Here is a 16,721-nt window from a genome sequence, read left to right as displayed (position 1 = left end):
AGTGAGGGAGATAAATGAAGAGAAACGTTCTGATCATCGGTGCAGGAGGTGTGGCCAAGGTTGTGGCCCATAAGTGTGCGCAACACAATGATGAACTCGGCCAGATCGCCATTGCCTCACGCAGTGTCGACAAATGCCAGGCCATCATCGAAAGCGTCAAGGCCAAGGAGAGCCTCAAGGTTCCAGCTGAAATCAAGGCCTACGCCTTGAACGCGCTGGATATCGAAGCGACCAAGTCGCTGATCCGCGAAACCGATTCACAGATCGTCATCAACGTCGGTTCGGCATTCCTCAACATGTCGGTGCTGCGCGCCTGCATGGAGACCGGAGCGGCGTATCTCGACACCGCCATTCACGAAGAGCCGGGCAAGATCTGCGAGACCCCGCCGTGGTATGGCAACTACGAATGGAACCACCTGGCCGAGTGCCAGGAAAAAGGCGTCACGGCGATTCTCGGCGCCGGCTTCGATCCGGGTGTGGTCAATGCCTGGGCAGCGTTGGCGGCCGAGCGGCACTTCGACCAGATCGACTCGATCGACATCCTCGACGTCAATGCAGGTTCCCACGGCAAGTACTTCGCCACCAACTTCGACCCGGAAATCAACTTCCGCGAGTTTACCGGCCAAGTGTGGAGCTGGCAGAACAGTCAATGGACCAGTAACACGATGTTTGAGGTTAAGCGCACCGACGACCTGCCGGTTGTGGGCAAGCAGAACCTGTACCTCACCGGGCATGACGAGGTGCATTCGCTGTCGAAAAACCTCAACGTGCCGAACATCCGCTTCTGGATGAGCTTCGGTGAGCACTACATCAATGTGTTCACCGTGCTGAAGAACCTCGGCCTGCTGTCGGAGCAGCCGGTGAAAACCGCGGAAGGCCTGGAAGTCGTCCCGCTCAAAGTGGTCAAGGCCGTGCTACCTGATCCCGCCTCGCTGGCACCGGGTTACACCGGAAAGACCTGCATTGGCGATTTGATCAAGGGCACCAGGGACGGCCAAGAACGCGAACTGTTGATCTACAACGTCGCCGACCACGAGGACGCCTACGCCGAGACGGACAGCCAGGGCATTTCCTACACCGCCGGCGTTCCACCGGTGGCCGCCGCGCGCCTGATCGTCAGCGGCGAATGGGATGCCAAGCGCATGGTCAACGTCGAGGAACTGCCTGCCGCGCCGTTCCTCACCTTGCTTGACCAGATGGGCCTGCCCACCCGCATCAAGGACGCCAACGGCGACCGACCCTGGGATCAGTTGGCCTGACCCACACACCGCCCGCCTTCTTGGCGGGCGGTGTGCTTTTGGCTCTCTTAATACTCTCGTCCTGCGCGTGCAGGATGGCGTGAGCGCAGCGATGTTGTGTTGACAATGAGCCAATTCAGCCAGCGTCTATGCAGTGCTACCATGCGCACCCGGTCCGCTTTGCTACCTTCCCCGCCTCCGCGCGCCCAACTCGTATACCGCACGCTCGTGCAAGGCTTGATACATGTCTGATACTCCTTCGACAGTTATGGGCGCAGAGACTTTATTACCATCGCCCTGGCGCTGACTGCCGCCACGATTGGCGCCTCGCTGATCAGCCCGTTGTTTCCCCTCTACCAAAACGCCTGGCAACTGCCGACCAGCGGCATTACTGCCATTTTCGTGTACTACATGGTGGGGGCGATTGTCGCGTTTCTATTTCTGGGGCGTTTGGTTGGCTACATGGGGCCGGCCCGGGTGCTGAAAATTGCCCTAGTGGTCATGTTGCTGGGTTTGAGCCTCTGCGCGGTGGCGCAGAGCGAGTGGGTCCTGGGCATTGGCCGTTTCATTTCCGGCGTCGCCTCGGGAATGGCCAGCACCTCGGCAACCATTGCGCTGATCAAATATGCGCCGCAGGCGTGGAGCAAGCAGGCTCCGGTGGTCGCCACCACCACGACCATGGCCGGCTTCGGCATGGGACCCATCGTCTGCGGCGCTCTGGCGCAATGGCTACCGTGGCCATTACGCCTGCCGTATATCGTGGTGTTCATCGCGGTGCTGGCCTGCCTGATCGCCTTGATGCGCATCCGGCTGCCTGTCAGGGAAACATTGACTGGTCAGCTGTCCTTCATGCCTGGCTTCGCCCTGCCGGAGCGAGCGCGCCTGACGCGATTTTTGCTGGCGTCGATGGGCGTCTTCTGTGCCTCGGCGCTGTTCAGCCTGCTCGCTTCCCTCGCACCGAGCATGCTGGACGAAATGCTGCCGTGGCACGGCCCCGTGATCAGCGGTCTGTCCATTGGCGTGATCTTGATGATTTCCGCCAGCATTCAGATTCCGGCCTCACGCCTGGCTCTGCACTCGTCCGCCCGCCTCGGCTTTGCGCTGATGGGACTGGGTCTGGCGATGCTTGGCGTGTCGCTGTACAGCCACTCATTTGCGATCTTCCTAGCGGCGGTGATCACCATCGGCCTGGGCCATGGCATTTCATTCATGGCCGGGCTAACCGTGGTCGCCCACTCCTCAACGGAAGCGGAGCGCGGTCGGATGATCGCCTCGTTCTACACCATCGGCTATTTGGGTACCATCCTGCCGACCCTGGCCGTGGGTTGGGCAGCGGATCATCTGGGTGTGCTGACCGCCAGCCTGGCGTATTGCGTGCTGGGGGTGCTGCTCATCGGCGGGCTGTTGGTGATGGCGTTTCGCGAGTTTCGCAAAGTTTGACGATGCCGGCGCGGGGGGGGGGAAATCGCTGCGCTCACGTCATCCTGCGTGTCTCGCGCAGGATGAAGCTAGGAAGGTGGAGAGTTATGCCCCTCGCACCTGCGGATTTACGCGGTAACGTGGCGTACCACCCAGCAGTGCCTTTTCCAGGTTATCCAGGGGCAATCCGACGCGCAGCGCTGATCAGCAACGCGAAGCCCAGGTCGGCGGTGGTCTCGGTCAGCACGTCCGGCGTATTGGTCAGCAGAATACCGCGCTCGTTGAGGTAATCCAGGTCGTAGTTGTCGTAGCCCACCGAAATCGTCGAGATCACTTCCAGGCGGCCTGCCTGGGCGAGCTGCGCCCTGCCCAGCGCGCGTCCCACACCCAGCAGGCCGTGGGCTTCAGGCAGCGCCGCAGCGTATTGGGCGTCGATATCGCCTTGAGGGTCGAGTTGCGTGACGTTGAAATTATCCTCAAGCCGCAGCACATATTCCGAATCCAACCTGCTGAATACAAAGACATTCTTTTTCATTCACAGTTACTCGAAAGATGTAAAGCGCTATCTACCGACACGGCGGGACGCTGCCCTCTGGCACTTGCCACGAGGGCGTGGCGTCCACTCCCACAGGTTTACCCCAGTGCTCTGACGCGCTCGTCAGTCGCGATCGACAGCAAACGCCGACCAGGCCTGACGGGTCGGCATGACTTCCAGTCGGTTGAAATTGATGTGATCCGGCAGGTTGGCCACGTAGAAGATCTGCTCGGCAATGTCTTCGGCTGCCAGCGGTGTGGTGTCCCCATACAGTCGATCCGAGGCTGCCTGGTCGCCCTTGGTGCGCACCAAGGTGAATTCGGTTTCGGCCATGCCCGGCGCAATGTCGGTAACCCGCACACCGGTGGCGATCAGGTCGCAGCGCAGGTTGTAACTGAATTGCTGCACGAAGGCCTTGGTGGCGCCATAGACGTGGCTACCCGGATAAGGCCATTGGCCCGCGGTGGAGCCGATATTGATGATGCTGGCCCCAGCGCCGGTTTTGATCAGCGTGGGTAGCAGCGCATGGGTCACGTTCACCAGGCCGGTAACGTTGGTGTCGATCATGGTGTGCCAGTCGGCCAGATCCACCTTTTGCGCTGGCATGGGCGCGAGGGCCAGGCCGGCATTGTTGATCAGCGCGTGAATCTGGCGAAAATCTTCGGGCAATTCAGCCACGACCTGCTGCACGGCGGCGGCATCGCGCACGTCCAGCGCGGCGATATGCACCGGCACCTGCTCGCGCAATTCATTCTGCAGTTCCTGCAGGCGCTCCACCCGACGTCCGCACAGCACCAGCGACCAGCCACCGGCCGCAAAACGCCGCGCCGCGGCGCGCCCGAAACCGGACGTAGCCCCGGTGATGAAAACGATCTTGCTCATTTGCCTACCTCGTGTTGCGAATTCACTGGAAGGAACTGCCCACGGCACTTCCGGTTGCGGCCAAGACAATATCCCAATCCCACCCGGTTTTGGCAGCGTGCTACCGAGATATCAGCCGATGCTGCTGCGCTTTTTTACCTGGAAAAGCGTTTCGCACCCGCCACACAGAGAATCACCGCCAGGGTTACGCCCAGCATGCCCAAGCTGACCCGTTCGTGAAGCAAGGTGGCGGCCAACGCCAGGCCGAAGAAGGGCTGCAGCAACTGCAGTTGCCCAACGGCCGCAATGCCACCCTGGGCCAGGCCGCGATACCAGAACACAAAGCCGATCAACATGCTGAACACCGACACGTACGCCAGGCTCATCCAGGCCGGCAAACTGACCTCGGCAAACGACACCGGCATCAACAACCCGGCCAGCAACGCCATGACCGGCAATGACAGCAACAGCGCCCAGGAGATTACCTGCCAGCCGCCCAGCGTCCTGGACAGTTGCGCACCTTCGGCATAGCCGAGACCGCACACGAGGATAGCCAGCAGCATAAGCACATCTCCCTTCAGCGATGCGCTAACGCCTTGGGACACAGCGAAGCCAACCACCAGAAGGCTGCCCATCATCGAGAAGAACCAGAATACGGGACGGGGGCGTTCACCGCCGCGCAGAACGCCAAACGCGGCCGTTGCCAGAGGCAGTAAGCCGAGAAAAACAATGGAGTGGGCCGACGTCACGTACTGCAGAGCCAAGGCCGTTAGCAACGGAAAGCCGACGACAACGCCCATCGCAACAATGGCCAAGGACAGCAACTGATGTCGAGCAGGACGCTGCTCCTTGAAAAACAACACAAGCCCCAGGGCCAGAACGCCGGCAATGGTCGCGCGGGCGCCCGTCAGGAAAACGGGATCCAACTCCAGCACCGCCACTCGCGTCGCAGGCAGCGAGCCGCTGAAGATAAGCATGCCAATGAATCCATTGATCCATCCGCGGGTATTCGTGTCGCTCATCTGTTTTTGCACGGTCGTTGTCCGTTCAGAGGGCATGCTGATTGCCGATTACTGCACGGACAACCGAACCGGTCAATCAGGGCGTTTCAGGTTGTATGAAACGCAGCAGCGATTGGTAATGCTCATGACCGACGGGCGCAAACCCCGTCGCGTACTGGGATGCAAAAAAATCCGCGAGAAGTGAGCCCTGCACATAACCCACCCCGGAAGACGTACGGGTCGTAGTGAATCGGCGCGGAACGCCAGAGTACGCGCAGGGTGCTCTGGTCGATGAGGTCCCGTGCCAGGTAATCACCGGCACTCTCACTGACCACAAACGCAGCATCCACGCGCTTGTCCAGCATGGCATCCAGCGAGTTGGGGTGAGAGCCGGTATGCACTTGGGCAGCAAAGAAGCGTTCCAGAGGGGCGCCAAAGTTCCAGAAAGATGTTCGAAAATCTTTGAATCTTTCGAGAACGGATGGGTCAGAACTGCTTCACCTGCCAATAGGCAGGCCAAGGATCGGCTCATGAAGGTGCAATGGAGGCCTAGGCCTTTCAGGCTTCATGGCCGTGTTGTCTTAAAAAAACATCACGAGGCCATCATGGAAAATTTGCGCAAACAAGGTAATTTCGCTTTATTCAAGCTGAAGTTCAAACAACAAGGCTGGCGTCAAACCAGCCATTTGTTGATGATCAAAGTCATCAAGCTCATCGGCCTGTTCAAGCTCCTGCGCGGCATGCTCCTGCTCAAGGTCAACCCGTCCCACCTTGAGTGCCCCTCCGATTACACCTGCCAGTTTCTCAACAAGGCCCAATTGCGCCACTACGCGCAAGATCCCGAGAACCAAATCGAAGCCGATTTTCTCAACGAAGCCCTGAATAAGGGCGATCGTTGCTACGCCATTCTCGACGGCGACAAGCTGGCCGCCTATAGCTGGTATTCACACCAACAGACCCGGATTGATCCCGCGGATCTCCTGATCGATTTCAATCCGCGCTACGTCTACATGTACAAGGGGCTGACCAAGCCTGAGTATCGGGGCAAGCGTTTGTATGTAATTGGCATGAACCGCGCATTGCATTGGTATCAGCAGCGAGGTTCGCTCGGAATGATTTGCTACGTCGAGTCGACCAATTTCGAATCGCTCAAAGCTTGCATGCGCCTGGGCTGCCAGATTTTCGGCTCGATTTATCTGCTGCGTTTTTTGGGCCGTTATCTGTTGCTGGCGACACCCTCTTGCCGACAGTTTGGCTTTCGGCTGCAGGAAATCGCGCACTTTGCTATCGACTGGGCGCGTGCGACGCCAAAGTACTCTCCCCAGGGTTACCCAATATCCACCGGCAAGAGCGCTACTGCAGCAGACTGTACAGGCTGATGCACTATTGAAACGGAGATAAACCGCGCTGCATAAAAGTGGCATTGCAGCGTGAACAGCGGGCACTACGTCGCCTTGCACAGCCGCCTGTGCCTGCGCCTCAACACTCTCAGGGAGCCGGGCTGGGCTGTTCTACATGGATACGCTCGATCCCGGCCAGCAGCTCATCACTCAGTTGCAGTTGAGCGCTGGCCAGGTTGCTCTCTAGCTGTTCAAGGGTGGTGGCGCCGATGATGTTACTGGTCAGAAACGGGCGGCTGCTGACATAGGCCAGCGCCATCTGGGCTGGGTCGATTCCATGAGTGTTGGCCAGTGTCACATAAGCGCTCGCGGCACGGCGTGCCTGCGGATTGTTGTAGCGCTGGAAGCGCGCGTACAGCGTCAAGCGGCCCTGGGGCGGCTGAGCGCCATTCTCGTACTTGCCGGACAAGAGCCCAAACGCCAGCGGTGAATAGGCCAGCAGCCCCACCTGTTCGCGAACAGCGATTTCCGCTAGGCCGACCTCAAAGCTGCGGTTGAGCAGGTTGTAGGGGTTCTGGATCGACACCACACGAGGCCAGCCCCGCGTCTCGGACAGGTGCAGGAAACGCTGCACACCCCAAGGCGTCTCGTTGGACAGGCCTATGTGGCGGACCTTGCCGCTCTTCACCAGTTCATCGAGCACTTCAAGCGTGTCTTCGATGGGCGTGAAATGCGTGTCGGGATCGTGCTGGTAGCCCAACTGGCCGAAGAAGTTGGTATTCCGGTCCGGCCAGTGCAACTGATAAAGGTCGAGGTAGTCGGTTTGCAAACGACGCAGGCTGTCGTCAACGGCCTGGGTGAGGTTGGCGCGATCGAAATGGTTGTGACCGCCTCGGATGTGGCTGATGCCATTGCCTGGCGCAGCCGCCTTGCTGGCGATGATCCAGTCGGCCCGCCCGCCATGGCGCTTGAAATAGTGGCCGATGATGCTTTCCGTAGCACCATAGGTTTGTGCGTTCGGCGGCACTGGGTACATCTCGGCGGTGTCGATGAAATTGATGCCCGCTGCCTGGGCGCGGCGGATTTGCTCGAATGCCTCAGCTTCGGTGTTCTGCTCACCCCAGGTCATACTGCCCAGCGCCAGCGCGCTGACATTGAGATCGGTTTTGCCAAGTGGTCGGTAACGCATCGAATCCTCCTGTATTGAAGAAAAATGAATGCCGCGCATGACGCGGTCCCGCGGGCGCCAAGCGCGGACAGCAATTGCCCATCCTCTCTGCTAGCGTCAACGGTGCGCAAGCAAGCGCGCCCCCTTCTCTCGCAAAGGTACAGGCCATGAGATACACCCTACTGGATAACCTGCGAAACGAGATCATTCTGCTGGCCCGAATTCTGCTGATGATTCTGTTCATCATGTCTGGCTGGAGCAAACTGTTCGGTTTTGGAGGAACCGTGGCGTATCTGGAATCGCTGGGTACGCCTGTACCCATGCTTGCCGCCGCGATTGCTGTACTCATGGAATTCTTCGTCGCCATTGCGATCATCCTGGGCTTTTATACCCGGCCGCTGGCCTTTCTCTTCGCTTTGTTCGTCCTCGGCACTGCGTTGATCGGGCATGACTTTTGGAACATGGCCGACCCTGAGCGAGCCGCCAACATGACGCAGTTTTTCAAGAACATCAGCATCATGGGCGGCTTGCTATTGCTGGGCGTGACCGGTGCGGGAAAATACTCGCTAGATGGCCGCTAGCTTGCTTGATAGTTGGTTAATACAAGGGTAACGCCAACACCTGTGAGCCTGCGGGCTGGCTATCAGCGTGGATTGGGTTGATCGTCCATTTCCGCCTTGTCAGGATCGAGATCCCCCAGGTCAGGATCAAGGCCAACATCGCTCTCCTCGGGAAGTTCTCCGTCATTGTCAGGCAGCTCATCGATGCCTGGCTCACGGTCTGGATTGACATCGGTCCGCCCCGGACTGAGCGGCCGGGGCGTGCCCGGAAACTCATTTTCTGTGTTGTCCGGGTTTTGCGCGTATACACCCTCTCGCCTGTTCATGCCTGCACCTCATCTGCTGAATACCCTTGGCTTTGGAGTCCGATTGACGGCATTCAATGTCTGGGGACTGCATATTTCCGCCCACCGGCATTCGAACGAACAAACGCACTTCATTTCCCCATTCAACTCCGATAAATGCTATCCCCACCGCGCCTTGGAATAATCCTTTAGAAAGCTTGGTATCCTTCCTCTCTTCAATTGCCATTGGGGGAGCCGTGTATTCACTAAAGCGCAAGGGCGATTACCGTCTGCAACTGACCCGCACATTGAAAAAACCAGGCCGCCATAACGTCGAGCTGTATTTGTTCACGCCTCACGAAAGCAACTTTTCCGCCTGGACTCTGGCCGAGGAACAGTTCTTCTTCAGCGCCCTGTCCCACCGCTTCGGCCTGCTGGGACTGCCAGCCAAAGACCGCCCCAGCAAGGCCAACACAACGTTTTCGCTACTCTCGCCCCACTACGAAATCATGTATGGGTCCTGGCTCTTTCAATATCAGGCCTCGATGGACCGCCTTCGCCAACAATTGCTGGCCTCGGGCGTCACGGCAGAGTCGATCGGTCGCGCCCTGCGGCTTAGCCAGAACTTTGCGCAACGCCTGCGCAAGTCCGCTCCCCGGCAAACAAGTCAGCAACGCTATTTCCGTCAGATGGATATCTACTTTTCCTGGTATGCCGAACAGTTCATGCTGGAAAGTATGACTCTGGACGGCTTCGCCGAGCTGGAGGAAGAACTCAAGCAGGCGATGGGCGACTTCCTGCGCCAGGAGCACAAGCACCGCAAGGAGCGCGAGTACCTGAGTGATTTTCACGGCACACCGACCCGCGTCTGGAACCGCATGAGCCTGTATCACCGGCTGCTGGAGTATCCGGTACTGCTGCGCTCAACGATCACCGAGCTGGGCCCTGGCACACGCAAGCTGGTCAAGGCGGCGTCCACCACGTTGATCATGTCGCTGTTTACCTATTTTCTGTTCAACGCGCGGGACGCCAGCCAGAAGCTGTCGCTTACTCTGCTGCTGGGCATCGCACTGGTCTATGCCCTGCGCGACCTGCTGCGCGACGATATGATCACGGCGATCACACGCTGGCTGCGCAAAGGCAAGCCACGCTGGAAGATCCGCCTCCTCATGCCCTACACGAAAAAACTGCTGGCCCAGCAGCTGGTTTGGCTGGACTACCGCAAACTACCCGAACTGCCCCGGCAGGTGCTGGAACACTCCGTCAAATGGGCTACTAACGAAGAGCGACAAATCATTTGCTATCGCTCGGTACTCAACCTCGACAAGGCGGCGCTGGAGCAAGACGAGATCCAGGAGCGCCTGACACTGGACTGTGAACGGCTCTGCGAGATGATTCTGGCCAGCAAGCACCAGTTATTCGTGAGTGCGGACGAGGCCGATCCGTTTGCCTCCATCCAGGCGCACCCCATCGAAAAACAGCACGATTACAACCTCCTGCTGGTACACACGGAACCCGGCCAGTCCTTTCCTTCTGCACAGCGCTGGCGGGTGCGGCTGGGAGCCAACGGCATCGTGCAGTGCGAGAGCAAGAAGGTGCACTGGCCCGACCCACCGGAACGGCAGACGACACGCTGGCATCGGCGACTAATCGCCCCGTGGCGGCGAAGCTGAGCTATGCCTGCCGCCACGCCCGCTTGACCCGAATCAAGGCAAAGGCAAAAAACTGCGCACAGTATGGCCAGACACGAGTGCCCTGGAGTGTTTTGTCATGGCCAAGAAATTCCCGCTGAACCCTGTGCATCCCGAGCGGATCTGCTGGGGATGCGACCGCTATTGCTCAGCAGACGCATTGGGGTGCGGCAATGGCGCTGATCGCACCATGCACCCCATCGAGGTCTGGGGCGAAGACTGGCACGCCTTCGACGCCCTGAGTACGGACAACAGCCAGCCGCAGGCAAGCAAGCCACCGGCCGCCTGAGCGCTGCGCACCCGGGTCATGAGAAGCAGCCCTCGACTACGCTTCGAAATGACCAATCCAGCAGGTGCCTGCCATGGAGTTCAAGGACTATTACGCAACGCTCGGCGTGGAGCCCTCGGCCGATGACAAGGCGATCAAGACCGCCTACCGACGCCTGGCGCGTCAGTACCATCCGGACGTCAACAAGGAGGCCGACGCGGAAGATCGCTTCAAGGAGGTGGTCGAGGCCTATGAGGTGCTGAAGAGCCCGGAGAAACGCGCCGAGTACGATCAGATCCGCCAATACGGCCACGCCGGGCAAACCTTCAACGCACCACCCGGCTGGCAACCCTCGGGCGGGTTTTCCGCACAGCACGAGCAGTTCGAGGGCGACTTCTCCGAGTTTTTCGAATCGATTTTCGGCGCTCAACGGGGCGGCCGCCAGCAGCACCGGGCGGCGCGCCGCGGTCGCGACATCGAGCTTGAGCTGCCGGTGTTCCTGGAAGAAATCCTCGGTAAAACCAGCAAGCCAATCGAGTATCTGCTACCCAGCTACGACGAGCATGGCCAGCGCCAGCCCGATCAGCGCAAGAGCCTCAACGTGAAGATTCCCCCCGGTATCACTGATGGCGAGCGCATTCGCCTCAAGGGACAAGGCGGTCTGGGCAGTGGCGGTGCGCCGAATGGCGATCTGTACCTGTTCATCCGTCTGGTGCCGCACCCGCTGTTCGACGTAGAGGGCCATGATCTGCTGATCACGGTGCCCCTGGCGCCCTGGGAAGCGGCGCTGGGTGCGCGGGTCGAAGTGCCGACACTGACCGGGCGCATTCACCTGAATATTCCGGCCGACAGCCAGAGCGGTCAGCGCTTGCGCATCAAGGGCAAGGGGTTGCCGAGCAAGCAAGGCACGGGCGATCTGTATGCGGTACTGAAAGTGGTAATGCCACCGCGCAGCACGGAACAGGCGCGTAATTTGTGGACTCAGCTGGGCGACGCCGCAGACTTCGACCCGCGCAGCCGATGGAGTAAATGACATGGCAACTTCCCTGCTCCTGCAACTGACCCTGGAAGAATGCTGCCAGCGGCTCGAGTTGCCCGAAGACATCCTGATCGAAATCGTCGAATACGGCATCGTTGAACCGGACGGCAAGACCCCCGCCGAATGGCGCTTCGATACGGCTGCGCTGAGCCGCTTGCGCCAGGCCCGCCGTCTGCAACGGGAGCTGGAGCTCGACTGGGCAGCCGTGGCAGTTACGCTGGACCTACTGGGCGAAGTGGAGCGGCTGCGGACCGAGAACGACAGCCTGAAACGCCGTTTGCTGCGCTTTCTGGAACTCTAGCCCGTACCCGTGCGATGCCGTGTGGCGCTACGCTTAAAGCCGCCGCGCACCCGCCAGCGAACCCAGGTCTCAATCGGCAGGACCGACCTGCACACGTTGCCCGTGATGATTTGGCACCCTCTTAGCCGGGTCGCTGTACGTCGCCGTCTTACCATCAGGTTCGCTGCACAACGTGAGAAGGGCTCTTCACTTCTCGCCTCCTCGCCCGACGCCTGCATCGAAGGTCTTCGAGCGAACTGAACGCGCAATCCTTGCGCCTACATATGAGAATCCATATATTCCCCAAGCCATATCTTTAGCCGACTACCAACCTACTGCGGCCGAGGACAGCATGCACATGACTCCAACCACAGTTTTCAAATGCCTGGCCGATGAAACCCGGGCACGCATGACATTGCTGATCGCTCGCGAAAGCGAGCTGTGCGTCTGCGAGCTGACCACCGCACTCCAAGAAAGCCAGCCGAAGATTTCGCGCCACCTGGCGCAGCTGCGCAACTGCGGCGTACTGGAAGATCGTCGCCACGGCCAGTGGGTGTATTACCGCTTGCATCCAAACCTGCCGGACTGGGTACACGAGATGATCAACGCCACTCTCGCGGCCAATAAAAACTGGCTCCGGCCGAATACCGAGCGCCTGGAAGGCATGCGTGAGCGCCCCGAGCGTGCCACGGCCTGCAGCTGATTGCCTCCGGCAAAGCGGGCTGACGTGTTGCACAAGAAATCGGCGACAAAACTGTCCAATCGAGTCGATCAACCATTCTGTTTTTGAGGGGACCCCGGAATGACCATCAAAGTAGGCATCAACGGTTTCGGCCGCATCGGACGTCTGGCGCTGCGCGCCGCCTGGGGCTGGCCTGAACTGGAATTCGTGCAGATCAACGACCCGGCCGGCGACGCGGCGACCCACGCGCACCTGCTGAATTTCGATTCGGTGCATGGTCGCTGGCAGCATGAAGCCGGCAGCGAGGGCGACGCTCTGCTCATCGACGGCCAGCGCATCCGGGTGACCGCCAACAAGGCTATCGCCGACACTGACTGGTCGGGCTGCGACCTGGTGATCGAGGCCAGTGGCAAGATGAAAACCGTCGCCGTGCTGCAGGGCTATCTGGACCAGGGCGTCAAGCGCGTAGTGGTCAGCGCGCCGGTCAAGGAAGCGGGCGCACTCAACGTGGTGGTGGGCGTCAACGACTCGCTGTTCGATCCGGCCCAGTACCGCATCGTCACGGCTGCGTCTTGCACCACCAATTGCCTCGCGCCGGTAGTCAAGGTGATCCATGAGAGCCTCGGCATCCGCCACGGCTCGATCACCACCATCCACGACTTGACCAATACCCAGAGCCTCCTCGACCAGCCACACAAGGACCTGCGCCGCGCCCGTGCTTCGCTGATGAGCCTGATTCCTACCACCACCGGTTCGGCCACGGCGATTGCCGAGATTTTCCCCGAGCTGCGCGGCAAGTTGAACGGTCATGCGGTGCGCGTACCACTGGCCAACGCCTCGCTGACCGACTGCGTGTTCGAAGTGGAGCGCGCCACCACGGTCAACGAGGTCAATCAGCTGCTCAAAAGCGCCGCGGACGGCGAGCTGCAGGGCATTCTTGGCTACGAAGAACGCCCGCTGGTCTCCATCGACTACCGCACCGACCCGCGCTCGTCGATCATCGACGCGCTGTCCACGCTGGTGGTCAACGGCACGCAGGTGAAGATCTACGCCTGGTACGACAACGAATGGGCCTATGCCAACCGCACCATGGAGCTTGCCAAGCTGGTCGGCGGCGCCGGCTGATCGGCAGGACAGCACTCCCGGCACCCCAGGTGCAGCGAATCACCCAGACTCCTTGACTCAGGCTCTTCCATGCATGCCCTCGCCCGCCTTTCGCCAGAAATTCGCCAATACCTACTGATCACTGGCAACTACTGGGCTTTCACCCTCACCGATGGTGCGTTGCGCATGCTCGTGGTGTTGCATTTCCATGCGCTTGGCTACAGCCCGCTGCAGATCGCGGCGCTGTTTCTGTTCTATGAGTTTTTTGGGGTGGTTACCAACCTGATTGGCGGTTGGTTGGGCGCGCGCCTGGGCTTGAATCGCACCATGAACATTGGCCTCGGCCTGCAAGTCGCTGCCCTGTTGATGCTCAGCGTGCCGGATGCCCTGCTCAGCGTGCCCTGGGTCATGGCGGCGCAGGCGCTGTCCGGCATCGCCAAGGACCTCAACAAGATGAGCGCCAAAAGCTCGATCAAGCTGCTGGTACCTGGCAACCAACAAGCCCGGCTGTACCAGTGGGTGGCGATCCTTACCGGCTCGAAGAATGCGCTCAAGGGCGTCGGTTTCTTTCTGGGTGGCGCGCTGCTGGCCTTGCTTGGCTTTACTGGCGCGGTGCTGGCCATGGCGACTGTGCTGGCGCTGGTCTGGGTAGCCAGCCTGGCGCTGCTTAAAAAGGATCTTGGCAAGGCCAACAGCACGCCCAAGTTCCGTGACCTGCTGTCCAAGAGTCGAGCCATCAACCAGCTGTCCGCCGCGCGCCTGTTCCTGTTCGGTGCGCGGGATGTCTGGTTCGTGGTAGCCCTGCCAGTGTTTCTGACCAGCAGCTTCGGCTGGGATCACTGGCGGGTGGGCGGCTTTCTGGCGCTGTGGGTGATGGGCTACGGCCTCGTTCAGTCGCTTGCCCCCCACGTCACCGGCAAGCGCCGTGGTCAGGTGCCGGATGGCGGTGCCGCGTGTGTCTGGGCACTGCTGCTGGCCGGACTGCCAGCGGCAATCGCCTTGGGCCTGGACAGCGACCTGTCCGTGCAAACGGTGCTGATCGGCGGCCTGCTGCTGTTCGGCGCACTGTTTGCCATCAACTCCTCATTGCACAGCTTCCTGATCGTCAGCTATGCCAAGGAGGATGGTGTGTCGCTGGACGTTGGCTTCTACTACATGTCCAACGCGCTGGGTCGCTTGATCGGCACCCTGCTGTCCGGCTGGGTCTTTCAGGCGTATGGTTTGCAAGCCTGCCTGTGGGTGTCCAGCGGCTTCGTGCTCCTGGCCGCACTGATCTCCGTCAGCCTGCCCCGCCATGCCGCTGTGCAGGCCTGAACCCTTTTTTTGCTTCGGAGGATCTCATGCCCCGCTCTGACCGCCCGCGCTTTCGCGTCAACGCCGACCGGCAATCGGCGAGCCGCCGAGTGCGCTATGTCGAAACCAATCAACCCGATGAAGGCGAATGCACGATCTGCATCTTGGATGAGCTGGCGGAAGCGGCCGAACACGCCGCTGCATCGCCTAATACTGCTGAGAAGAAATCAGGAGAAGCGTGAGCGCTTCAAGACGCTTGCGGGGTTCAACTGCGCTCCAGCGCCAACACCAAGTCATGAAACGCTTCGCGGTTGGACTCGTTCAAGCCCATGAGGATTCGGTGAGCCTCAAGCACCCGGGCTTTTACTTCAGGCTCGGACACATCCTGCGAGGGGAGATCCGTGAGATTTTCCGGCGTCACGCTTGGCTGATCGACGATATTGAAGACCTGATCAAAGCCCATGGAGTGCAGCAGCCGGGTTATATCCGGCTGGTCTGTCACCAATGTCGGTAACAGACCGACCTTTTGCCGCGACAGAATAGACAGCTTGGCCAACAGGCCCAGCGTGGTGCTGTCGATGCTGCGGGTCTCGATCAGGTCGATGACGATGGAGGTGAAGTTCGCCGAGGCGAAGATTTTTTCAATGGTTGCGTCCAGCGCAGAGCAGAGAGTCAGGCGAACCTCGCCGACGAATTTCAGCACGAAGATGCCATCCTGCTCGGCAAACTGAATTTTGCCGTTACTCATGCAAGGTTCCTGCTCAACACCAGCAAAGCGATATCGTCCGGCATATCACCCAACTGATCCAATCCCAATATCTGGCGCAGCCCTTCAAGGCCGCCACCGGCCGTGCTGATCAATGCAGGCAGCGCGGCTTCTTTAGCTTTGAGTGTGTCACCCGGCAAAAGATCGAGGATGCCGTCGGACAGCAAGGTCAGGCTGAACGACTTTGGCAGCTCCAGCTCCAGGTTTTCGTAGGTGGCGTCCTCAAACAAGCCCACCGGTAGCCCACGCCCTTCCAGGTACTCGGCACCGCTCTCGGTGTACAGCACGGGCAAGGGCAGATGCCCACCGATGCTGTAGGTAAGCCGGTCGGTGACCAGATCGATCACCCCGCCGAGCATGGTCACGTGCTTGCCCAGCTTGAGATTGATCAATCCACGGTTGATATGCCCCAGTACATCCGAGGGTTTGAACTCTGGCAACACCCCGCCGCGCCGCGATTCGTACAACAGCCGAGTGGTCATGAACTTGAGCAGCACCGTCACGAAGGCCGATGACGCGCCATGGCCGGAAACGTCCGCCAGGTAGAACGCGATGCGGCGATCATCGAGGCGAAAGTAGTCGACGAAGTCGCCGGACAGGTACAGCGACGGAATAATCTGGTGAGCAAAATTCAGCCCGTCGGCAAGCCAGGGAGTTTCCGGCAGCATGTTCATCTGCACCTGGCGGCCGGCGTTCTGATCTTCCTGAAGCAGGTGAAGACTGGCCTGCAGTTCGCGATTGGTAGCCTCCAGTGTTTCACGGTAACGGCGGTTTTCCAGGCGCAGGCGGGCGCGATCCAGCGCGCGACGTACCGAGTGCTCGAGCACAGCGAGGTCTTCAAGGGGCTTGATCAGGTAATCAGCTGCGCCCAAACGCAGGGCTTCCACTACGTCGCCCATGACGCCGGCGCCGGACACCACGATGACTGGTGCTGGGTTTTCCAGCTCGCCGATGCGACGAATCAGCTCCAGTCCGTCCACTTGCGGCATTCGCAAATCGCAAATGACCAGGTCCGGTTGCTCCCGCTCGAACATTTCCAGGCCCTGAACGCCATTGCTCGCTTGCTCGACGGCAAAGCCGCTGTCTTCAAGATAGGCTGCCAGGCTGGTGCGCACAGCTTCGTCGTCGTCAATGATCAGCAGTGTGGCGCTGGGATTATGCATGGGATTTCCAGGCAAACGACGCCGGGTGC

Annotated in this window: 20 protein-coding genes and 1 pseudogene; 13 read left to right on the top strand and 8 right to left on the bottom strand. The window is 60.0% G+C overall.

The genetic code is table 11. From position 1 onward, the window contains the following. Positions 1–14: 14 nt before the first annotated feature. Both H9642_RS07750 and H9642_RS07745 read left to right on the top strand, forming a co-directional pair. Entirely contained in the window at positions 15–1,259 is a 1,245-nt protein-coding gene (locus tag H9642_RS07750; RefSeq protein ID WP_251835861.1) for a saccharopine dehydrogenase family protein, read from the top strand. Positions 1,260–1,523: 264 nt separating this feature from the next. Further along, entirely contained in the window at positions 1,524–2,678 is a 1,155-nt protein-coding gene (locus H9642_RS07745) for an MFS transporter (protein WP_350027858.1), read from the top strand. A gap of 160 nt (positions 2,679–2,838) precedes the next feature. Here H9642_RS07745 and H9642_RS07740 read toward each other — a convergent pair. The 3 genes and pseudogenes from H9642_RS07740 to H9642_RS07730 all read right to left on the bottom strand — a co-directional run. Further along, positions 2,839–3,192 (bottom strand): annotated as a pseudogene (locus H9642_RS07740) (Rossmann-fold NAD(P)-binding domain-containing protein); the annotation flags it as partial. A 123-nt stretch (positions 3,193–3,315) separates the two neighbouring features. Next, positions 3,316–4,074 (bottom strand): SDR family NAD(P)-dependent oxidoreductase, encoded by a 759-nt coding sequence (locus H9642_RS07735; protein ID WP_251835859.1) that lies wholly within the window; start codon positions 4,072–4,074, stop codon positions 3,316–3,318. 134 nt (positions 4,075–4,208) lie between these two features. Continuing rightward, positions 4,209–5,111, bottom strand: a complete 903-nt coding sequence (locus H9642_RS07730) for a DMT family transporter (protein ID WP_251835858.1) — start codon at positions 5,109–5,111, stop codon at positions 4,209–4,211. On the opposite strand from H9642_RS07730, the gene H9642_RS07725 reads away from it, so the two are divergent. Beyond that, on the top strand, positions 5,035–5,259 hold the full coding sequence (locus tag H9642_RS07725; protein ID WP_251836168.1) for a hypothetical protein: 225 nt from the start codon (positions 5,035–5,037) through the stop codon (positions 5,257–5,259). The genes H9642_RS07730 and H9642_RS07725 overlap by 77 nt on opposite strands. Here the strand turns inward: H9642_RS07725 and H9642_RS07720 are convergent. Next, positions 5,198–5,479 carry a PhnD/SsuA/transferrin family substrate-binding protein gene (locus H9642_RS07720; RefSeq protein ID WP_350027857.1) on the bottom strand — a complete coding sequence of 94 codons (282 nt, stop codon included), beginning with the start codon at positions 5,477–5,479 and terminating at the stop codon, positions 5,198–5,200. The two genes, H9642_RS07725 and H9642_RS07720, sit on opposite strands and share 62 nt — an antisense overlap. A 105-nt stretch (positions 5,480–5,584) precedes the next feature. Here H9642_RS07720 and H9642_RS07715 point away from each other — a divergent pair, with 105 nt between their 5' ends. After that, positions 5,585–6,433, top strand: coding sequence for a GNAT family N-acetyltransferase (locus tag H9642_RS07715; RefSeq protein ID WP_251835856.1), 849 nt, complete (start codon positions 5,585–5,587; stop codon positions 6,431–6,433). A 109-nt stretch (positions 6,434–6,542) separates the two neighbouring features. Here the strand turns inward: H9642_RS07715 and H9642_RS07710 are convergent, their stop codons facing one another. Further along, positions 6,543–7,583 (bottom strand): NADP(H)-dependent aldo-keto reductase, encoded by a 1,041-nt coding sequence (locus H9642_RS07710; RefSeq protein WP_251835855.1) that lies wholly within the window; start codon positions 7,581–7,583, stop codon positions 6,543–6,545. A gap of 146 nt (positions 7,584–7,729) precedes the next feature. Here H9642_RS07710 and H9642_RS07705 point away from each other — a divergent pair, with 146 nt between their 5' ends. Next, the gene (locus tag H9642_RS07705) at positions 7,730–8,143 is read left to right on the top strand and encodes a DoxX family protein (RefSeq protein WP_251835854.1); all 414 of its coding nucleotides are present in this window, start codon (positions 7,730–7,732) and stop codon (positions 8,141–8,143) included. 62 nt (positions 8,144–8,205) lie between these two features. Here the strand turns inward: H9642_RS07705 and H9642_RS07700 are convergent, their stop codons facing one another. After that, positions 8,206–8,448 carry a hypothetical protein gene (locus H9642_RS07700; protein WP_251835853.1) on the bottom strand — a complete coding sequence of 81 codons (243 nt, stop codon included), beginning with the start codon at positions 8,446–8,448 and terminating at the stop codon, positions 8,206–8,208. Positions 8,449–8,663: 215 nt separating this feature from the next. On the opposite strand from H9642_RS07700, the gene H9642_RS07695 reads away from it, so the two are divergent. The 8 genes from H9642_RS07695 (at position 8,664) to H9642_RS07660 (ending at position 15,005) form a co-directional block, all read left to right on the top strand. After that, on the top strand, positions 8,664–10,079 hold the full coding sequence (locus H9642_RS07695) for a hypothetical protein (RefSeq protein WP_251835852.1): 1,416 nt from the start codon (positions 8,664–8,666) through the stop codon (positions 10,077–10,079). 97 nt (positions 10,080–10,176) lie between these two features. Then, on the top strand, positions 10,177–10,386 hold the full coding sequence (locus tag H9642_RS07690; RefSeq protein ID WP_251835851.1) for a DUF3079 domain-containing protein: 210 nt from the start codon (positions 10,177–10,179) through the stop codon (positions 10,384–10,386). Positions 10,387–10,459: 73 nt separating this feature from the next. Then, complete coding sequence (cbpA, locus tag H9642_RS07685; RefSeq protein ID WP_251835850.1) at positions 10,460–11,398, top strand: curved DNA-binding protein; 939 nt, start codon at positions 10,460–10,462, stop codon at positions 11,396–11,398. 1 nt (position 11,399) lies between these two features. Next, positions 11,400–11,705, top strand: a complete 306-nt coding sequence (locus tag H9642_RS07680) for a chaperone modulator CbpM (RefSeq protein ID WP_251835849.1) — start codon at positions 11,400–11,402, stop codon at positions 11,703–11,705. A gap of 331 nt (positions 11,706–12,036) precedes the next feature. Then, complete coding sequence (locus H9642_RS07675; protein ID WP_251835848.1) at positions 12,037–12,387, top strand: metalloregulator ArsR/SmtB family transcription factor; 351 nt, start codon at positions 12,037–12,039, stop codon at positions 12,385–12,387. 99 nt (positions 12,388–12,486) lie between these two features. Then, complete coding sequence (locus H9642_RS07670; protein ID WP_251835847.1) at positions 12,487–13,491, top strand: ArsJ-associated glyceraldehyde-3-phosphate dehydrogenase; 1,005 nt, start codon at positions 12,487–12,489, stop codon at positions 13,489–13,491. 69 nt (positions 13,492–13,560) lie between these two features. After that, on the top strand, positions 13,561–14,784 hold the full coding sequence (gene arsJ, locus H9642_RS07665; RefSeq protein WP_251835846.1) for an organoarsenical effux MFS transporter ArsJ: 1,224 nt from the start codon (positions 13,561–13,563) through the stop codon (positions 14,782–14,784). A 26-nt stretch (positions 14,785–14,810) separates the two neighbouring features. After that, positions 14,811–15,005: a hypothetical protein gene (locus tag H9642_RS07660; RefSeq protein ID WP_251836167.1), complete on the top strand. Its 195-nt coding sequence runs from the start codon at positions 14,811–14,813 to the stop codon at positions 15,003–15,005. A 23-nt stretch (positions 15,006–15,028) separates the two neighbouring features. Here H9642_RS07660 and rssC read toward each other — a convergent pair whose 3' ends face one another. Then, entirely contained in the window at positions 15,029–15,511 is a 483-nt protein-coding gene (gene rssC, locus H9642_RS07655) for an anti-sigma factor antagonist RssC (RefSeq protein ID WP_251835845.1), read from the bottom strand. Continuing rightward, complete coding sequence (gene rssB, locus H9642_RS07650) at positions 15,508–16,692, bottom strand: two-component system response regulator RssB (RefSeq protein WP_251835844.1); 1,185 nt, start codon at positions 16,690–16,692, stop codon at positions 15,508–15,510. The genes rssC and rssB overlap by 4 nt, the downstream gene beginning before the upstream one ends. Between the last annotated feature and the right edge of the window lie 29 nt (positions 16,693–16,721).

Source organism: Serpens gallinarum (assembly GCF_014836765.1).
GTDB classification, from domain to species: Bacteria; Pseudomonadota; Gammaproteobacteria; order Pseudomonadales; family Pseudomonadaceae; genus Serpens; species Serpens gallinarum.
Note: the sequence above shows the minus strand (reverse complement) of the source record. Positions and strands in the feature narration are given on the sequence as shown.